18 protein-coding genes and 2 pseudogenes are annotated in these 16,868 nt (G+C 71.0%); 9 read left to right on the forward strand and 11 right to left on the reverse strand.

The annotated features are described in order from the left end of the window. Positions 1–157: 157 nt before the first annotated feature. The 4 genes from DIZ27_RS31760 to DIZ27_RS31775 all read left to right on the forward strand — a co-directional run bounded on the left by DIZ27_RS31760 (position 158) and on the right by DIZ27_RS31775 (position 2,074). The gene (locus DIZ27_RS31760) at positions 158–484 is read left to right on the forward strand and encodes a hypothetical protein (RefSeq protein ID WP_109381877.1); all 327 of its coding nucleotides are present in this window, start codon (positions 158–160) and stop codon (positions 482–484) included. Then, a complete protein-coding gene (locus tag DIZ27_RS31765) occupies positions 481–681 on the forward strand; it encodes a hypothetical protein (RefSeq protein ID WP_109381878.1) in 201 nt (66 codons plus the stop codon). The genes DIZ27_RS31760 and DIZ27_RS31765 overlap by 4 nt, the downstream gene beginning before the upstream one ends. 199 nt (positions 682–880) lie before the next feature. Beyond that, on the forward strand, positions 881–973 hold the full coding sequence (locus tag DIZ27_RS48870; RefSeq protein WP_375232023.1) for a hypothetical protein: 93 nt from the start codon (positions 881–883) through the stop codon (positions 971–973). A gap of 459 nt (positions 974–1,432) precedes the next feature. After that, positions 1,433–2,074, forward strand: coding sequence for a YceI family protein (locus DIZ27_RS31775; RefSeq protein ID WP_258308629.1), 642 nt, complete (start codon positions 1,433–1,435; stop codon positions 2,072–2,074). Between the two features lie 544 nt (positions 2,075–2,618). Here DIZ27_RS31775 and DIZ27_RS31780 read toward each other — a convergent pair. The 4 genes and pseudogenes from DIZ27_RS31780 to DIZ27_RS31795 all read right to left on the reverse strand — a co-directional run bounded on the left by DIZ27_RS31780 (position 2,619) and on the right by DIZ27_RS31795 (position 5,522). After that, positions 2,619–2,960: an ANTAR domain-containing protein gene (locus tag DIZ27_RS31780; protein ID WP_109381881.1), complete on the reverse strand. Its 342-nt coding sequence runs from the start codon at positions 2,958–2,960 to the stop codon at positions 2,619–2,621. Between the two features lie 686 nt (positions 2,961–3,646). Further along, a pseudogene (locus tag DIZ27_RS31785) lies at positions 3,647–3,784 on the reverse strand (XRE family transcriptional regulator); the annotation flags it as partial. A gap of 534 nt (positions 3,785–4,318) precedes the next feature. Further along, a complete protein-coding gene (locus DIZ27_RS31790) occupies positions 4,319–4,525 on the reverse strand; it encodes a cold-shock protein (protein ID WP_109381882.1) in 207 nt (68 codons plus the stop codon). 190 nt (positions 4,526–4,715) lie between these two features. Then, a complete protein-coding gene (locus DIZ27_RS31795; protein ID WP_109381883.1) occupies positions 4,716–5,522 on the reverse strand; it encodes a BlaI/MecI/CopY family transcriptional regulator in 807 nt (268 codons plus the stop codon). A gap of 346 nt (positions 5,523–5,868) precedes the next feature. Between DIZ27_RS31795 and DIZ27_RS31800 the strand changes: the two genes are divergently transcribed. Continuing rightward, positions 5,869–6,885 (forward strand): DNA-directed RNA polymerase subunit alpha, encoded by a 1,017-nt coding sequence (locus tag DIZ27_RS31800; RefSeq protein WP_109381884.1) that lies wholly within the window; start codon positions 5,869–5,871, stop codon positions 6,883–6,885. A gap of 952 nt (positions 6,886–7,837) precedes the next feature. Continuing rightward, complete coding sequence (locus DIZ27_RS47615; protein ID WP_258308630.1) at positions 7,838–8,212, forward strand: transposase; 375 nt, start codon at positions 7,838–7,840, stop codon at positions 8,210–8,212. 260 nt (positions 8,213–8,472) lie between these two features. On the opposite strand, the gene DIZ27_RS31810 is transcribed toward DIZ27_RS47615, so the two are convergent. Beyond that, a complete protein-coding gene (locus tag DIZ27_RS31810) occupies positions 8,473–9,231 on the reverse strand; it encodes a hypothetical protein (RefSeq protein ID WP_109381885.1) in 759 nt (252 codons plus the stop codon). Positions 9,232–10,011: 780 nt separating this feature from the next. Between DIZ27_RS31810 and DIZ27_RS31815 the strand changes: the two genes are divergently transcribed. Both DIZ27_RS31815 and DIZ27_RS31820 read left to right on the forward strand, forming a co-directional pair. After that, positions 10,012–10,605: a hypothetical protein gene (locus DIZ27_RS31815; protein WP_109381886.1), complete on the forward strand. Its 594-nt coding sequence runs from the start codon at positions 10,012–10,014 to the stop codon at positions 10,603–10,605. A 358-nt stretch (positions 10,606–10,963) separates the two neighbouring features. Continuing rightward, entirely contained in the window at positions 10,964–11,176 is a 213-nt protein-coding gene (locus tag DIZ27_RS31820) for a hypothetical protein (protein ID WP_258308631.1), read from the forward strand. A gap of 12 nt (positions 11,177–11,188) precedes the next feature. Here the strand turns inward: DIZ27_RS31820 and DIZ27_RS45280 are convergent, their stop codons facing one another. Both DIZ27_RS45280 and DIZ27_RS31825 read right to left on the reverse strand, forming a co-directional pair. Further along, positions 11,189–11,446 carry a hypothetical protein gene (locus DIZ27_RS45280; RefSeq protein ID WP_146229028.1) on the reverse strand — a complete coding sequence of 86 codons (258 nt, stop codon included), beginning with the start codon at positions 11,444–11,446 and terminating at the stop codon, positions 11,189–11,191. A 24-nt stretch (positions 11,447–11,470) separates the two neighbouring features. Next, the gene (locus DIZ27_RS31825; RefSeq protein WP_146229029.1) at positions 11,471–11,827 is read right to left on the reverse strand and encodes a hypothetical protein; all 357 of its coding nucleotides are present in this window, start codon (positions 11,825–11,827) and stop codon (positions 11,471–11,473) included. Positions 11,828–12,238: 411 nt separating this feature from the next. On the opposite strand from DIZ27_RS31825, the pseudogene DIZ27_RS47620 reads away from it, so the two are divergent. Beyond that, a pseudogene (locus tag DIZ27_RS47620) lies at positions 12,239–12,611 on the forward strand (transposase); the annotation flags it as partial. A gap of 3 nt (positions 12,612–12,614) precedes the next feature. Here the strand turns inward: DIZ27_RS47620 and DIZ27_RS31835 are convergent. From DIZ27_RS31835 to DIZ27_RS31850, 4 genes are all read right to left on the reverse strand, one after another. After that, positions 12,615–13,805, reverse strand: a complete 1,191-nt coding sequence (locus DIZ27_RS31835) for an IS110 family transposase (RefSeq protein ID WP_109381889.1) — start codon at positions 13,803–13,805, stop codon at positions 12,615–12,617. Positions 13,806–14,077: 272 nt separating this feature from the next. Beyond that, entirely contained in the window at positions 14,078–15,700 is a 1,623-nt protein-coding gene (locus tag DIZ27_RS46020; protein WP_181383774.1) for an integrase, read from the reverse strand. A gap of 217 nt (positions 15,701–15,917) precedes the next feature. Further along, on the reverse strand, positions 15,918–16,133 hold the full coding sequence (locus tag DIZ27_RS31845) for a hypothetical protein (RefSeq protein ID WP_109381890.1): 216 nt from the start codon (positions 16,131–16,133) through the stop codon (positions 15,918–15,920). A 95-nt stretch (positions 16,134–16,228) separates the two neighbouring features. After that, positions 16,229–16,630, reverse strand: coding sequence for a DUF4357 domain-containing protein (locus tag DIZ27_RS31850; protein WP_109381891.1), 402 nt, complete (start codon positions 16,628–16,630; stop codon positions 16,229–16,231). Positions 16,631–16,868 lie beyond the last annotated feature (238 nt).

Below are 16,868 nucleotides of genomic sequence, written 5' to 3' on the forward strand. Positions count from 1 at the left end.
CGCCTGAACCGGCGCCCACGCCGGCGACAGTGATGGCCCCCGGAGGGCGGCGGACATCGCGGTCAGCGCGCGCGAGTCGTCGTTTTACGGCAACTGTGGCCAGCGCTCAATCGCACAGAGCCAGTGGAGGTCCCGGAGCTCCTCGTGCAGCTGCTTGATGGACCACGGCGTCGAGTCCGGCCGGCTTGGGCCGGCGCCGGCCGGCCCGGACCGGCACCGGGTGATGGCCCGGACCGGCCGGCGCCGGGTGAAGCCGTGCTCGGTCTGGGGTGAGCCCTGCCTGACCGCCGGGGGCATCGACACCGGCCGCGGCCGCCGCCGGGTGGACCTGTGCCGCGATCACACGCTCGCCGTGTCGCGGCCGTCCTCCACCATGCCGACGGCCCTGGAGGGGATCCTGGCCGACCTGGGGGAGGTGCTGACCGAGCTGGGGGTGCACGTCGCCGCTGCGGGTCCACACCGATCAAGAGGACTGGTGCGATGAGACTCGGCGATGAGCCCCAGCGCTACTACCTCACCCTGACCGCCGGCGGTCGGATCGTGCTGCAGGGCTGGTGGGCCAGTGAGGCGACGGCGCGCAGGAAGTTCTCCGGTTGGGTCGGCGAGTACGGCCATCTGCACGGCGCGAAGATCACGCTGGTCGACGAGGAGACGGGCCAGACGCTGGCCAGCTGGCCGTAGCGTGCCGGCCCTCGGCAGGCTGGGGCTGCGGGTGCCGGGCCTGTCCCTTCGCTGGTGCGTGACCGCTGCCACGGCGGGTGCCCCGGTCGTGGATGACTACGGCCTCTTCGTCCTTCAGGCAGGGCTTCGCTGCGGTGCAGGAGAGGCCGCAGCGGCTGGCCCTGCTGACCCTGGGCGAGGCGCATGATCTGCTGCGGTTTTGGTGACAGTTGCGCAGGGCGGCGGGCCGATGTCTGCTGAAGCGGATCGGCCGGCCGAGAAGATCGCCGCCCGTGTCCCGTCGGAGAACTGACCGCGTATGGGGGGCCTCACGGGGTTCGCGTATCCGCCGAGGGGTGAGGTTCTGGGAGCACTGACGTGGCACGCGCCAGACTGGTCATGGTCTGGCGCGTCATGGGCGAAGCTGCACCGTCTGGTGCTGGACGAGCTCGGATGCCGAGGGGAGCCGGACTGGTCAGATGCCCGCCGCACTCCAGGGCGATGCCGAGCGGGAGCCGGGCCAGGCGTAGTGCCGCCCTGTCTGCCCCGGCGCCGACGCCGCGCACCGGTGACAGCCCGGTCACGGTCACGATGGCCCTGAAGGGGGTGCCGGTGGCCATGCACCTTCTCCCCGTTCACGCTTTCTTTCCGTACACCCTCTTTTGCTCCATCCATGGGGACGCCGAGCCCCGCCCCGACCCCCTGCCAACATCAGGTTTCCGTATCAGCAGGGCATGGTTCAGGCGGCGGGGCATCGCGCCGGGGCGGTGGAGTGTGGGACACGCCGACCGTGCCGCCTCGGTTGCTTGGCTGCTTCCGCCCCATACTCTCGGGCGGTGTGACGCTGGCAGACGGAACATACTGGCTGGGGCCATCGACCGGCCGACTGTTGATCAAGACTGGCCGCGCCGGGCTGGGCCGCAAGGCGGGGCACGACCTCACCATCGAGGCAACCCGGTGGTCCGGCGAGGCGGTGATTGCCGCAGGTGACCCCAACAGATCATGGGTGAATGTCACCGTGGAGACGGACTCGCTGGAGGTCCGGGAGGCAACGGGCGGGCTGAAGCCGCTCACCGATACCGACCGGGCCGAGATCAAACGGACCCTGGGAGACAAGGCCCTGCTGCATACCGCAGCACACCCCACGATCACCTTCCGTTCCACGGGCATCACGGGGACTGCGCAGTCCTTCGAGATCGACGGTGAGCTCACCATCAAGGGCCGCACCCACCCCGTGACGGTGCACGGGAAGGGCGACGGCGACGGTCTCGTCCGCGGCTGGGCCACCGTCACACAGTCCACCTGGGGCATCAAGCCCTACACCGCGTTCCTGGGCGCACTGCGGCTGGCCGATGATGTCCGGGTGGAATTCGATGTAGCCCGGCTCGAACCCGCGAACGGACCGGGCTGCTGAAGTCGATGGGTGATCTCGGTCCGTTGGAGGGAGCCAACCGAACTGCGGGGTGGAGGAGACCCCAGCAGCCCCGTTTCTCGAAGCCGTGCTGTGACGTCATCCGCGTTCACCCGGCCGACGCGCCGGGCGGGCGCGGTCGGCTGCTGGTGTTTTAGCGTCGTCATGCCTTGCGCTGTGACAGGACCGCAAGGCCCCCGGGCGGCCCCCGCATGCAGCGCCCTGGGCGGGGGCCGCCGCCCCGTCTGCCGTGCGGTGGCCAGAGGGGAGCGGCCCCAGCGTGGTCGGCCCCAGCCGGCCTGCGCGACCGGATGCGCGGTTTCCCCCGGTCCCCGTTGCGCAGCCTTCTCCTGGCCGGGGGAGGCTGCGCAACCCCGTGGTGTTTGCGCAGCCCGGGCAGTCCCGGGGTGCCGGCCCGCCGGGCCGCTGCGCACGCCGATGCGCAGCGGCCCGGCGGCCTGCGCATTCGGGCCGGGTGGGCTGCGCAGCGCGTGTACTCATCGGGCGTCGGTACCGAAGCCCTGGGCGAGGACGCCGGATGGCCTGCTCATATCGAGCGCAGCGCGCCGTGGCGAGCCAGGGCCTTGCACAGCTCTCCTTCGACCACATCGGGCAGGGCGGCGCCCTGAGCGTGCTTGAGGACGTGTTCGGCGATGGCGGACAGCTTGGTGTTGGTGTGCTGGGAGACCTCTCGCAGCACGGCGAAGCCCTCGTCACGATCGATTCCTCCCATGGCGACGAGGGCGCCGATGGCCTGGTCGACCACTGCATGGGAGACGAGCGCGTACTTGAGCTGTCGGTTCTCCGTACGCAGCCGTTCGATCTCAGCAGCATCCGACGTGCTGGCCGAAGCCGGCGCAGAAGGTTCGGGAAACGCGGAAGGGACCATGGAATCACCGTGGTGACAGCGGACGGGACCCTGTGGATCACCTGCCCAGCGTCCTCCTTCAGCATCCATCCGCTCGCGGCGCATCACAACGCGTAGGTCCTCCGAGCCGGGGCCCGGAGGACCTAGCAGGGCTTGCTGCCGAACCCCGCCGCCTCCGAGTAGCCGTCGCCAGCACTGCTCATGCCGACAGAGCATCCGACCAGGCGGCGGAGCGTGATCGTCGGGCGGATGCAGCACGGGAGGGGGTGTCACGCTGCCTGCCGTCACGTGGATTCCGCCCCAGAACAGGCGTTGGCGGCCTGCCGGCCCCCGAAAGAAGATCGTCGCGAGGGGTGGTTGCGCGGGCGGTTGCGTCCAGTTGCGTCGTCCGCTCCAAAGCCGCCGCGTTCCTGCAGGTTGTCGCGTGGTCGGGGAGCTGACATCCATGCGACTCCCGCAGCCTTTTCGAAGCAGGAATGAGAGGGATCTGGCGTCCCCCAGGTTCTGGGTGGCAGCGAGGGCTCTCGCAGAGCTCAGCTGACGAGGCGGAAAACCGGAGCCGACAGCGCCGCGGTCCTGGCGTGCGGCTTCCGGTCATCGGCTACGGCCGGCGCCGGTCGTCGCGGGTGGCGGACCGACCGGACCAGACAGCGCGTCGTCAGCGTGTTCGATCAGCTCACCGACAAGGGGCGGGCCTCCGGCCGGCCTCAGAAGAGCCGCATCAGCCTCCGCAGCAGGTCGAGGCTCTCGTCCGGGATGAGGCTGTCCTGCAGCAGCTCCCACATCGCCATCTCGTACTGGTCCACGTCCCATCGCCTGTCCAGGTAGAGGGCGCTGGTGAGTTGTCTCGGTGCTGCCGGCCGACGCCCCTGTCGTAGACGCAGTCCGAGCCCGGTCGTACAGCGGCAACCACGTGCCGGCATCTCCGCCCCTGCACGCGAGGACCGCTGGGCAGCGTGAACGGGACCCGGCACAAGACACCACGGAGCAACGAACGGGAGCCCGTGGATGCGGACTGCCCCGACACGGATGCCGGCGCCTGAGGGAGACAGGCTATCCAGCCGGCCGGAAGGGTGAAGGATGCGGGCCTGCGGGTCCGCTCCGGCTCCAGTCAGGGCAGCCGCGGATGAGGCGACACCGTCAGACTACGGGGCCTGCCACCAGATGGCACCGCGGCACGCCCCCAGGCCGGCCCCGCCCGGTGCGCCGGCACAACAGGCGTGGAGCGGGGCGGCTTGCCCCACCGGTCGGTGTCCCGGTCTCCTGCCCAGCGGCGCCGGCAACGTCGGGGGCGGCCGGCCCCGGTCGTCGCGCAGGCCCGCCGCACAAAAGAGGCGGGTTGCCTGGTCCGGCAACCCGCCGTGCATCACCGTGAGCGGTCAGCCCCGGACGATGTTCTGTGCCTGCAGGCCCTTTGGGCCCTGACCGATGTCGAAGGTGACGTGCTCGCCCTCGGTCAGCTCACGGTAGCCGCCCCCGCCCTGGATTTCGGAGTAGTGGGCGAAGACGTCCGGGCCGCCGCCGTCCTGGGCGATGAACCCGAAGCCCTTTTCGGCGTTGAACCACTTCACGGTGCCGCTGGCCATGCTGCTTGTCCTTCGATATCGCCGAGAGGTCCCGGCTGGTCTGTGGGCAGGGCCGTCCGTAGCCGGAAGGCACCCGGCGTCCGTTCTACCCCGTCGGCGCGCGGTCATCCGACCTTTCCGCCGGTCGCAGCGTGCCGGGTGCCGGCACCCGGGACGGTGCTGCGTGCGAAGACGGGCGGCACGGCCCCAACTAGGCCTGCGCCGGCACCTTTGCGGTGTTCGCGGTCTCCGCGGCGCCGGTCGTCTCGGTCGTCGGGGACGCTTCTGCGGCTGCGTCGTCCGTGGCGGGCACGGACGCGGTCACGGCGGTGTACAGCACGGTGTTCTTCTGCTTCATCCGCTCGACGCGGCTCTTGGCGACCAGCCGCTCCAGGGTGCTGCGCACGGTGTTGATGTCCCGGGCCCGCTCGGGGTACTCCCGCTCCAGGTCGCCGGCGACCTCGCCCGCGGTGCGCGGCTGACCGGCGTGCTTACCGAGGACGCTCAACAGCAGCTCACCCAGGGTCGGTTCACCGGCCCTGGTCGCCGTCGTCTTCTTCGCCGCAGGAGCCTGCTTCGCTGCTGCCTTCCTCGCCCCCGACTTTTTCGCCGTGGCCTTCTTGGCCGTCGTCTCCTTCACGGCCGTCTTCTTGGCCGTGGTCTTCTTCGCGGCCGTCTTGGCCGGCTTGTCCTGCCGCTGCTTCGGCACAGCCGCGGAAGCCTCAACATCGGCCGCTTCGGACGGCTCGGCCGCTTCGGTCGGCTCGGTGGGCTTGGACGTGTTGTCCTGCGGCTGTGCCGGCTCGCCCTCGGGCGCCTGGGCGCCGGCGTCGGCGTCGGCCGGGGCGGACACCGTCTCCAGTGCCTTCACCAGCCAGGCCTCGTCCGCCTCGAGCTGCTCAAGACGCTTACGCAGACGGGCCTGTTCCTCCCGGTTGGCCGCGAGGTGGTGGGCGAACTGGGCCGCGTACTGGCTCTGCAGGCTCTGGGTGGTGGGCTCTTCCGGCTCGGTGGCCACGCGGCACGCTCCTTCATACGGGGGTTGTTGCTGCCGGATGCTACTCACCCAAACGGGACCGTCGCCGCTGTCCTGGGCAAACACCACCCTTACGAACAGCCGCACACGGCCTGCCGCACCTGCCGGCACCGGTCCGCCGGAAGGGACACCGGACGCGAAACCACCTCACCGTCTCCCGCTCCACGGCCCGCCCGGATCCGACCGACCAGGCCTGGCGGTCGCCCTCCGGGGCGACCGAGGCGGGCGGGGTCGGGCGGTTCGGCCTCCTGGGCGGCCGAACCGCCCGTACCCTTCGGGGTGTCTACGGCGTCACATGGCGGGCGCCACACACTGGAGGCCATACCTCGTGCTGATCGCTCAGCGTCCCTCGTTGACCGAAGAGGTCGTCGACGAGTTCCGCTCCCGGTTCGTGATCGAGCCGCTGGAGCCGGGCTTCGGCTACACCCTCGGCAACTCCCTGCGCCGCACCCTGCTGTCGTCGATCCCCGGTGCCGCCGTCACCAGCATCCGCATCGACGGCGTCCTGCACGAGTTCACCACCGTGCCGGGCGTCAAGGAGGACGTCACCGACCTGATCCTCAACATCAAGCAGCTGGTCGTGTCCTCCGAGCACGACGAGCCCGTGGTGATGTACCTGCGCAAGCAGGGCCCGGGCCAGGTCACCGCCGCCGACATCGCGCCCCCGGCCGGTGTCGAGGTGCACAACCCCGACCTCGTCCTCGCCACGCTCAACGGCAAGGGCMAGCTGGAGATGGAGCTGACCGTCGAGCGCGGGCGCGGCTACGTCTCCGCCGTGCAGAACAAGCAGGTGGGCCAGGAGATCGGCCGGATTCCGGTCGACTCCATCTACAGCCCCGTGCTGAAGGTCACGTACAAGGTCGAGGCGACCCGTGTCGAGCAGCGCACCGACTTCGACAAGCTGATCGTCGACGTCGAGACCAAGCAGGCCATGCGTCCGCGTGATGCCATGGCGTCGGCCGGCAAGACCCTGGTCGAGCTGTTCGGTCTGGCCCGCGAGCTGAACATCGACGCCGAGGGCATCGACATGGGGCCGTCCCCGACGGACGCCGCTCTCGCCGCCGATCTGGCGCTGCCGATCGAGGAGCTGGAGCTCACCGTCCGCTCCTACAACTGCCTCAAGCGGGAGGGCGTCCACTCGGTGGGCGAGCTCCTGGCGCGCTCCGAGGCGGACCTGCTCGACATTCGCAACTTCGGTGCGAAGTCGATCGACGAGGTCAAGGCGAAGCTGGCCGGCCTGGGGCTGGCCCTCAAAGACAGCCCGCCCGGCTTCGACCCGACCGCCGCTGCCTTCGGCGCGGACGACGACGCGAGCACGGGTTTTGTGGAGACCGAGCGGTACTGAACGCCGCGCCGGGGCACGGGGTGCCAGGAAGGCGGAGGAGCCGGCGATGAGCACCGGCCGACCGCCCCCGGCTCCCTGGGGGCCCACCGGCGGAGATGCAGACGCCCCAAGCCCTCCGGGCCTGAGCAGGCTGGCGAAGGCGGCCGCCGTCTCTGCCTTGTCTTGCCTTCTGTCCCTGTGCCGCTCGAAAAGTCATCGCCGCAGGCGGCAGCGATGATGTCGCGCTGGCCGGGAACGTGCCAGGGTGATCGTGTCCCTGCTGTACCGGGTGGCCCGGAGGCTGCCGTCCGTCCCGGCGGTGCTGCCGCGCCGCGCCACCACCCAGGACGCGGAACTGCTCGTGCCGTGGCACGAGCACGCGGTCCTGCGCCGGCAACCGGCCGGCCGGCCCGCTCCGGGCCGGCCGGCCGATTCCGGTGCGCCGCCCCGTCCGCGCCGATGCCCCGGCGACACCGGCGCGAGGGCTTCCCGGTCGCCCCCGCCCCCCTGCCCGCCCGGCATCGCAAATTCGCCGCCCCGGGGGACCGCATCGCACGCCGACGCCCCGGACGCCCGCCCAGCCCAGCGGCAGTCAGGACGCTCGGGCTGCGGCCGGCCCGGGACAATCCGCGGTGGGGGCGCCGGCGCATCCCAGGGGAGTTGGCCCGAGTCGGGCCTCGGATCGCCGCCCCGGCGGCGGGGGAGGTCCTCCCCGCCGCGAGTGTCGGCCCGGCGCCGCGTCGTGCCGGCCCGACCCGGCGCGGGTTCCCGGCCGCCCGGGCTGGGGGCATCCTCGCGGCGGCCTTCCTCCGCTCCGGCACCGTGCTCGGCACGAGGCGGTAGGCGCCGGTGTTCCCCGGGCACGGCCCGAGGCGCCCGCGCCGCACCGGAAGGCACCGCCCGCCCGACCCGGGAGTGGGCCGGGCATCAGGCGCGGCATCCCGCCGCCGCCCCGGGCCGGCGCAGGGCGGCGGTGCGGTTCCTGCCGGGTGACCGCGACGGCACCTACGGTGCGGCGTGCGACGCGGTCTTCGCGGCCGGGGAGTCGGCGGTGCTCTTGAGTGCCCCGCGGGCTCCTCGGCTGCACGCCCACGGCGAGAGGATCATTGGCAGCATCCGCCGCGGGATACTCGACCGCGTCCTGATCGTGAACGGGGCCCCCGCCCGCCACGTCCGGGCCGCCCACCCACGGCACGACACCGCGCACCGCCCTCACCGGGCCCGTCGCCGACTACCGCCCGACGCCGAGGAACGGTCCGGCGTCGCAGTGCACGCCCGCGAGGTCCGCCGAGTGCTGCGGACCCAGATCCTCGGCGGCGTGATCGGCGAGTACCGCTGCACCGCTTGACCGACGACGACGACTTCTCGAGCGGCACAACATGCCTCCGGCGCGGCACAGCTCCGCCGTCCGGCCCCCCTGAACCAGCTCCCCCTTCGCGGCGGGATGCCGCCGGGCGCCGGTGCGTGGCCGCCACGTGGGCGGCCACGCACCGGCGCCCGGCAGCGCACTTCCAACTCCTCACCAACTGAGTGCTGTTGTCCGGCCACACGCCTCACGCTGCGGACCGGCGTCCGGCCCGGCCGGTGTCACCGCGTCGGGCGAGGGAGTCAGGCCTGCGCCGGCATCTTCGCGGTTTCCGCGGCGCCGGCCGTCTCGGCGGCCGGGGACGCTTCTGCGGCTGCGTCGTCCGCGGCGGGCGCGGGCTCGGTCGCGGCGGTGTACAGCACGGTGTGCTTCTGCTTGGTCCGCTCGATGCGGCTCTTGGCGACCAGCCGCTCCAGGGTGTTGCGCACGGTGTTGATGTCCCGGGCCCGCTCGGGGTACTCCCGCTCCAGGTCGCCGGCGACCTCACTCGCGGTGCGCGGCTGCCCGGCGTGCCGGCCGAGGACGCTCAACAGCAGCTCACCCAGGGACGGTTCACCGGTCTTGGTCGCCGTTGTCTTCTTCGCCGCAGGAGTCTGCTTCGCTGCTGCCTTCTTCGCCCCCGGCTTGTTCGCCGTGGCCTTCTTGGCCGTGGTCTTCTTCGCGGCCGTCTTGGCCGGCTTGTCCTGCCGCTGCTGGGGCACGGCCGCGGAAGCCTCAACATCGGCCGCTTCGGACGGCTCGGCCGCTTCGGCCGGCTCGGTGGGCCCGGACGTGTTGTCCTGCGGCGGTGCCGGCTCGCCCTCGGACGCCCGGGCGCCGGCGTCGGCCGGGGCGGACACCGTCTCCAGTGCCTTCACCAGCCAGGCTTCGTCCGCCTCGAGCTGCTCAAGACGCCTGCGCAGACGGGCCTGTTCCTCCCGGCTGGCCGCGAGGTGGTCGGCGAACTGGGCCGCGTACTGGCTCTGCAGGCTCTGGGTGGGCTCTTCCGGCTCGGTGGCCACGCGGCACACTCCTTCATACGGGGGTTGTTGCTGCCGGATGCTACCCACCCAAACGGGACCGTCGCCGCTGTCCCGGGCAAACACCACCCTTGCGGACAGCCGCCCACGGCCTGCCGCCCCTCCCGGCACCGGCCCGCCGGAAGGGACACCGGACGCGAAACCACCTCACCCCCTTCCGCTCCACGGTCCGCCCGGATCCGGCCCGCACAGACGCCCTGCCCGCCTGGTCACACTGCCGTGTCAGCCGGCGTGTCCGCATCTGCCGCCGCGATGCAGAGCGTGAGAAGGGAACGCCGTGGACGACGACTTCACCACCGACGGCATCACGGCCGTGCGGCGCAGGGGAGAACTGCCCGCCTTCCCGCGCTCCCGCACCAGCCGCCCCTTGCCGGACCCGGTCATGGCACACACACCGCGCGCCGGGCCACCGGCCCGGCGCCTGGCCGTTCTCCGCCGTCACTGCCGGCCGCATGCCGCACGAAGTGGACGTGCCCGAAATTCTTCACAGCCTGGACATCACGCCACGGGCCCCAGGAGAGGCGAGCAGGTGCAGACATGTCAGGCAAGGTGGAGCAGCAGTGACACCGCCCGCGGCCCCTTCACCCAGTCGCTGTCCGAAGCCCGTGGAGAGCCTGCCCGGGCCCGCCCGGCGGAACACCCGCCCATCCCGGTGCGCTTCCCCCCGGGACAGCGCCCGACATCCGTCGATGCCTGCTACCGGCCACCGAGCGGGTAGCCCATAGTGGACCGACACCCCTCGAGCAACCAGAACGGACGGCCGTGACGACCGCCTACAGCGAACCCTCCACCGAGCGCGTCCCCGGACGGGCCTGGACCGTCCGGATCACCGGACACAGCGACCGCTCCGCCACCGTCTCCTGCAGCACCTCCGCCTGCCGGATGCCGCCCCGCTCCAAGGACCTCGCGGCGCTGCGCGCGTTCGCCGCCCGGCACGCCGCCGCCCACGCCAGGGCCGCCACCGTCCGCCCCCACGCCTGGTGCCACTGCGGCTCCCAGCGCTGCGCCGCCCACCCGGATGCCACAACGCACTGCGCGGGCGCCGTGCTGCTCATCCTGCGCCACGATCCCACCGTCGGCCGCGTCTGGAGCGTCGAAGAGGTGTGCGAGGCCTGCGCCCCGCTGCTGGCGCACGCCACCGTCCTCGCCCGCGCCGCTCAGCCCCGGCGCCGCGCCGCCCAGCCCACTGCCGCCCAGCCCCCGGTGCAGGTACCGGCCGCCCGGCCCGGCATCCCGGGCGGCTTCTCCGCACCCGCCACCGGCCCCGCCGAGGTCGAGAGCCGCACCGCGCCCGCACGGCGAGGCCGCCGCGCCCCGCAGCGCCCCCGCCGCCAAGGCCCGGGCCAGAGCCGCTGACCGCCCGGCGCGCATCGGCCGCGGCCCCGGGCCGGGCGGTCGAGGAACGCGCGCGGGCTCGCGGGGCGCGTCCGGCCGGGCCGCGGGAGGCCAGGTTGTGACGAGCGGGGGATGACCCAGCGCGGTCTCCAGCCGGGTCAGGGTGGTGCCACCCGCAGCACCGCGGCGTGCCGGAGCGGCTGACCGTGGTGCGCCGGACGTCGGCTCGATCACCACGGATCACCCTGCCGGTTCGGGGCTGGTGGTGATGGCATGGCTTCATGCCTCTTGAGCACTGCGTGCCCAGGAACCACATCGAGGTGTGGCATCACAAGGTGCTGCCGTCCGGGGCGGCACCGGTCACGTTCTGGACGGTTCTGTGCGGCTCGCTGATGCCGATTCGGTGTGGAACGGCATCGCCTGCTTCGGCTATTTCATCTACCACCCGGCCGGGGCCGGGGTCCTTGCCGGGCTCTTCATGCTCTTCTTCCTCATCGAGGTCGCCCTGCGCCGCAGGGCCGGCCACTTTGTGCGGTGCAGCCTCTACGGCGCGATGGGAGGAGTGCTCGACAAGTCGATGGCGGGATTCTGAAGACGTGCCTGCTCAAGAAGCCTGCGGGACCCCGTCGACATCGACGGCGCCCTGCACTTCGGCTACCTGCTCAACCTCGCCACGAAGCCCGAGGGAGCACTGTGGTGGTGGCAGTACGCCGCCGGCGCCGGCAACGCCACCGCCGCCTACTGCCTGCACCTGTTCCACCTGCGCCGCGGCGAGCTGAGCGCCGCCGACCACTGGATGCACCAAGCCCTCGACCTCGGCACCGGCATCGACTTCACACCCCGCCCCACCTGGCTGGAACATCCTCCCACCCCTCATACCAAGGTGCTACGCGAAGCCGTCGAACGCCTCAAAGTCGAGGAGGTCGGCGAAGCCAGCGGTGAGTTCCACCAACCCGACCAGCGCTTGGCGGAGCAGATCGAAGAACTGGCCGACGCCTGCTGAAACCGTGCCGCACGATTCGCCTGCTCGATCGGCCCGCCCCAAAGCCAGCCGAGCAGACGCGTAGCCCGTGATGCAGCTGACCGACCCGACGCCATACAGACGAGCGCCCGGCGCCGGCCCAACCTTGACGTGGTGGTCGGCGGGCAGCACGTCGGAGCCGCACCCGACAAGCTCCAACTCACCCACCGCATGCAGCAGCACCGTCAGGCCCTCGCCGTCTGCCTGACCCCCATTGCCCACCGGTACGACCTGGTGGTCATCGACAGCGCCCCCGAGAACCCGCCGCCTCAGCAACTTGCCCCCGTTCCCAGCCGGGTCCGCGACAAGATCGCGAAGTCAGGCTGGAGTATTGGCCGGTCATGGCGGCTCACCTCCGCTCGCGCGGAGAGGACCGTCGACAGAAGTCGGGACCATCCCCGCGGGCGCGGGGAGCACTCGAGGTGGATTACGGGCGCGGGTCCGGCCACGGGACCATCCCCGCGGGCGCGGGGAGCACTTGGAGAGATCTGCTTTTGGTTTCCAGGTTAACGACTCCTAACAAAAGGAAGTTTCTGGACCTCCGGGAATGACGGTGTGTCAGTTCTCGTTGATGCTGGCCGAAGGGGGTGCGAGCCAGTCGAGACGAGGAAGACCGCTGCCAGATCGTGGGAGATCGACGACGGATTGTGGGCGCGCATCGAGCCGCTGCTGCCGGTCGTCCCGCGTAATCCGCGGCGTCCAGGTCGTAAGCGTCTGGATAGTCGCAAGGTGCTGTACACCGGGAGCCGCTGGGAGTATCTGCCCCAGGAGCTGGGCTTCGGCTCGGGGGATGACCTGCTGGCGACGGCTGCGGGCCTGGAACGAGGCCGGGGTCTGGCAGCACCTGCACGAGCTGCTGCTCTCCGAGCTGCGGGCCGCAGACCTGCTCGACTTCTCCCGCGCAGCGGTCGACTCCAGCCACATCCGCGCGATGAAGGGCGGGCCGGCCACCGGTCCGTCCCCGGTGGACCGGGGCAAGGCGGGCAGCAAGCACCTCCTAGTGACGTTGTCAAGCTGCGACTGTGACAGGGAGTTCATGCTGGAAGCACCATCCGTCACGGATCAGGGCCCACAGGACGTTGACTCGTCGGCGGGCCAGGGCGAGGACGGCCTGTGCATGCCGCTTGCCCTCGGCGCGCTTGCGTTCGTAAAAGCGGCGGGATGCGTCGCAGCTGCGGATGCTGATGAGCGCGGAGGTGTAGAAGACGCGCTGCAGGCCGCGATGGTAGCGCCGTGGGCGGTGCAGGTTGCCGCTGACATTGCCGGAGTCCCGGGGCACCGGAGCGACGCCTCCGAAGCTGGCCAGGCGGTCCGAGCTGCCGAAGCGGCTCATGTCGCCTGCCGTGACGGCGAGGAACTCCGCGCCGAGCAAGGGGCCGATTCCGGGCATGCTGGAGATCACTGCAGAGAGCTTGTGTTCGCGAAATTGGGCCGCAATGAGCTTGTCGATCTCGGCGATCTGCTCGTTGAGGCTCATCACCTCCTTCGCCAGGGCGCGGATCACCTGGGCGGTGATCTTCTCTCCGGGGAGAGCGGTGTGCTGACGCCCAGCCGCCTCCAGAGCAGCCTCGGCGAGGGCTTTGGCGCCACGGACCTTGCGGTTCCTGAGCCAGGTCTCCAGACGGTTGCGGCCGGTTCGGCGCAGGGCGGCGGGAGTCTGGTAGCCGGCCAGGAGAACCAGCGGGCCGGCGTTACCCAAGTCCAGTACCCGCTCGAGCGCGGGAAAGATGCTGGTGAATTGGCCTCGAAGGCGGTTGATCCGCCGGGTGCGGTCTGCGTTGAGGTCGGCGCGGCGGTCCGTGAGGATCCGCAGCTCGATGACCTGTTCGTCGTCGGGCTGCAGGATCGTCAGGTCCCGTCGCATCCGGGCCTGGTCGGCGATGACGGTGGCGTCCTTGGCGTCGGTCTTGCCCATGCCCCGGTAGCCGGCGGAGGCCCGGTTGACGGCCAGGCCGGGTATGTAGACGAGCTGCTGTCCGTGGTTGAGCAGGACGTTGACCAGCAGAGTGGCCATGCCGTCGGCGACGTCGACCGCCCACACCACCTCCTCGTCGATCGCCAACACATCGACAAGCAGGGCCAGCAGCTCCGGCTCGTCGTTCAGCACCCGCCGGGACAGCAGTCGGTTGCCGTCGGCGTCCAGTACCACGGCGTGGTGGTGGGTCTTGCCGATGTCCGTCCCCGCCCAGATTCGGGCCACCTGTTCCTCCGGTCGTTCGTCGTGTGCTGTTCTCCCGGACGACCTCGCCAGCGTGGTCCTACTCAGCGATGCACCCGCAGGGGCTCGCAGCTCCTCATCAGCGGCCGAGTCGCCGTGAGACACCGGGCGGCCAGGTGTCTGGAGCCATCGAGGGCAACCACCTGAAAGCCATACCCGGTGTCTCTGGGCCTCTGGACCTTACGACGGCCCGTCCAACCCACGAACAACGTAGGACCTCCTAATGGGTGAGGAAGTGGCCACACCGGCCGTGCTCAGTGAGGCGGCTCGAGAAGGTCCACGGTGGCCAGGCCGGTTTCGCCGTCGACGAGTTGGAGGGCGACTTCGGCGCGGGCGGCGAGGTCGAGCGGGTCGAGTCCTTCGGTGTAGGAGGCGTGGACGATGCGGTCGAGGCCGGCGCCCAGGAGGGGCGCGGCTGTTCGCAGGGAGGCGTCCAGGGCTACGCCTTGGGTGGCACCGCCGTGGAGGATGATGTTGCGGGTGCGGTAGAGGCGGCGCATGGCGATGCGAAACGCGTGGTTGACCTCGGCGAGCTGCTTGCCCGGGTTCTGTACGAGTGCGGCCATGCGCTGGGCGGCCGCGGTGTCGGTGTATTTCAAGGCGAGGGCTTCGGGTCCTCCGGCGCGAAGAGCGTCGGCGACGAGACGGGCGCGTTCGCGGTTGGCGGTGCAGGCCGCGACAGCCTCGGAGAGGGCGTCCGGCTGTGCGGGCTGGTGGCGGTGGGCCAGCGTGGTCAGCTCGGCGCGGGGCCAGGAGCAGGCGATGATCGCTGCCATCCGGTCGGCGGCGACGGCCTTCCCGGACCGTTCTCCGTCGCTCCTGGGGTCGTCGGGGTGGACGAGGAGGGACTCGACTGCTGCCCAACCGCCGGCGACGGCGGGGTCGAGGGCGCCGCGGTTGCTGACAGCGGCCAGTTCGAGGGCGTCGTCGATGCGCTCTCGGCTGTCGACCTTGTAGAGGTGGCCCTCGTAGACGAGAGAGAGGACGTCGACGCCACGGGCCGGGGGTTCGAGCGGTACCGGGGTGTCGTACCCGGCGACCCAGATGAACGGCAGCGGCAGCACGCCTCCGCGACGGCCGCGCAGGAACTCCGAGCGGGCGGTCATGCGGTCCAGGAGCCGGCGGGCCTGGTCGGCCGCGCCGAGGGGATCGAGCGCCTGGAGCTGGTAGACGAAGCCCCCGCCGGTGCGGAAGCCCGCGGTGTTGTGGCCGTGTTCCCGGAGCCAGGCACCGACCTTGCCCTTGTCGAGCCAGTTCGGCAGCGGCTCGGCGAGTTCGCGGTGGGGCACTTTGTCGAGGGCCACCAGGACGTCGAACGTCTGCGGACGGGCACGGGCAAGTTCGGCCGCGCTCTCGGCGATGTCGGTGGCCGTCACCCGGGCTGTCTTGAGGCCGCGGGCCCAGTTCCGCAGGTGGAGGCCGCTGTAGCCGAGGTCCAGGAGATGGGCGGCCACGGTCCGGGAGAACCGCTCGGGCTTGACCCGCTTGGCTTCCTCGACGGCGATCGCCGTCACCCACCGGCCCAGATAGCCGGGGCGCAAGTGCCCGATGACCTCCTTCAGCCGGCGCCGCTCCGGGCTGGGGTCGAGGAGGGGCTTGCTGAGCAGGTTCGTGATCTCCTTGCGGAGGTCCTTGTCGCCGAGACCGGCGTCCCGGCCGAGAATGGCCTTGAGCTCATGGCGCTGCCAGTCGCACGCGGAGGACGACAGTACGTTGTGGGCCTGCCAGTGGCCGGCCTCCCACAGTTCCTCCAGCGCGAGGACAGAGCCTATGTCCCACAGGCGGCGGGGCCAGGGCGTACGCTCGTCGGCGAAGAAGTCGGACATACGCGCTAGGACGTGGCGTGCGTAGGGGTCCTGGACTGCGGTGGAGACCATTTGGGCACCCTATCGGAGCCTGACCAGCAGAAACTGGCAAACGTGTCTCCCGTGCTACACTCGGTGCAGACTTGAAGGGGCACTCGCCATTTATGGCCACTGCCCCTCTTTTCTTTTGGCCCGCACGCCGGTCGGCGTGCGGGCCATTTGTTTTGCCGGGCCCTGGCACCGGCGGACCACACGACGACGGCCCCGGTCCAGCTCCTGGTCCGAGGCCTCATGCTTGCCGGGGCGGCCAGTCTCGAGTGCGCAGGTGTTCCTGCCGGTCCTGGACCAGGCGGCGCCATGCGGAGCGGATGTGTTCTTCGCTCTCGGTCCAGCGAATGGCCGAGGGCCCCGGCAGGGGCAGGCCGGCCATGAAGTGGGCGACGTTGCCGAAGTAGGCGAAGTCGCCGGTGGCGGTGAGTGCGTGGAGCGGACACTCCTCAACCACCCGGGTGTCCCGGCCGCGTTCGAGCTCTTCCGTCCGATCCGGTGTGCCGTTCCGGCCCGCGCGACGTCGCGCGGGCCGGAACGGCCAAGGGCTGGCTACTCGGTGTCCAGCTTCTGGCGCAGCTGGTCCAGGGTGGATCCGTCGGGCGTGTGCCACAGGGTCCAGCCGTTGATGACGTTGCCCGTGACGGCTTCCGCTGCCTTCGACGGGGAGGGGAACGGAGAGGAGTGGCCGTCGACGATGAGCTGGCCGTCTGCGGTCACAACAGCGCGGCCCGACCGGTTGGCGCGGCGCTGGTGGAAGGTGAGGACCGTGTCCGGCTTCAGCAGACCGGCCTGCATCAGCGCGGCCAGTGGTCCGTGGGGGATGACGGGCGCAGCCGCCTCGGTGGTGGATGCGCCACCGAGGGTCAGGGTGACGTGGATGGTGTCATCGCCGCTCGCGCTCGTGAGCCGGGCGATGACGGCGGGGTCGAAGTGGATGCTGAGCGTGGCCATGCGGTCTCCTGTCATCAGTGGCCCAAGGACCCATTCAGCTGACTTCCACTTCGATTTTAAGCAGCGTAAGCAACTCGCGTCAACTCTAGTTTTCAGCAGCTCAGCAGAATTTCTAACCGGGGGCGTAGGGGTGCCCGACGACGAAGCGCCTCGGACCCCCGAACGCAACCCGCTGCAGTTCCGGCCCAGGCAAGCGTGCCAACGCGAAACGCCACCTCCCGCCTCGTACGCAATGCGT

Origin of the sequence: Streptomyces sp. NWU339 (assembly GCF_003143855.1) — a bacterium.
GTDB lineage: Bacteria > Actinomycetota > Actinomycetes > Streptomycetales > Streptomycetaceae > Streptomyces.

Excerpts from the sequence above, each read along its gene's own strand:
- DIZ27_RS31760 (WP_109381877.1), top strand. The coding sequence starts at position 158 with ATGGACCACGGCGTCGAGTCCGGCCGGCTTGGGCCGGCGCCGGCCGGC.
- DIZ27_RS31765 (WP_109381878.1), top strand. The coding sequence starts at position 481 with ATGAGACTCGGCGATGAGCCCCAGCGCTACTACCTCACCCTGACCGCC.
- DIZ27_RS31780 (WP_109381881.1), bottom strand. The coding sequence starts at position 2,960 with ATGGTCCCTTCCGCGTTTCCCGAACCTTCTGCGCCGGCTTCGGCCAGC.
- DIZ27_RS31790 (WP_109381882.1), bottom strand. The coding sequence starts at position 4,525 with ATGGCCAGCGGCACCGTGAAGTGGTTCAACGCCGAAAAGGGCTTCGGG.
- DIZ27_RS45280 (WP_146229028.1), bottom strand. The coding sequence starts at position 11,446 with ATGTTCCAGCCAGGTGGGGCGGGGTGTGAAGTCGATGCCGGTGCCGAG.
- DIZ27_RS46020 (WP_181383774.1), bottom strand. The coding sequence starts at position 15,700 with ATGGTCTCCACCGCAGTCCAGGACCCCTACGCACGCCACGTCCTAGCG.
- DIZ27_RS31850 (WP_109381891.1), bottom strand. The coding sequence starts at position 16,630 with ATGGCCACGCTCAGCATCCACTTCGACCCCGCCGTCATCGCCCGGCTC.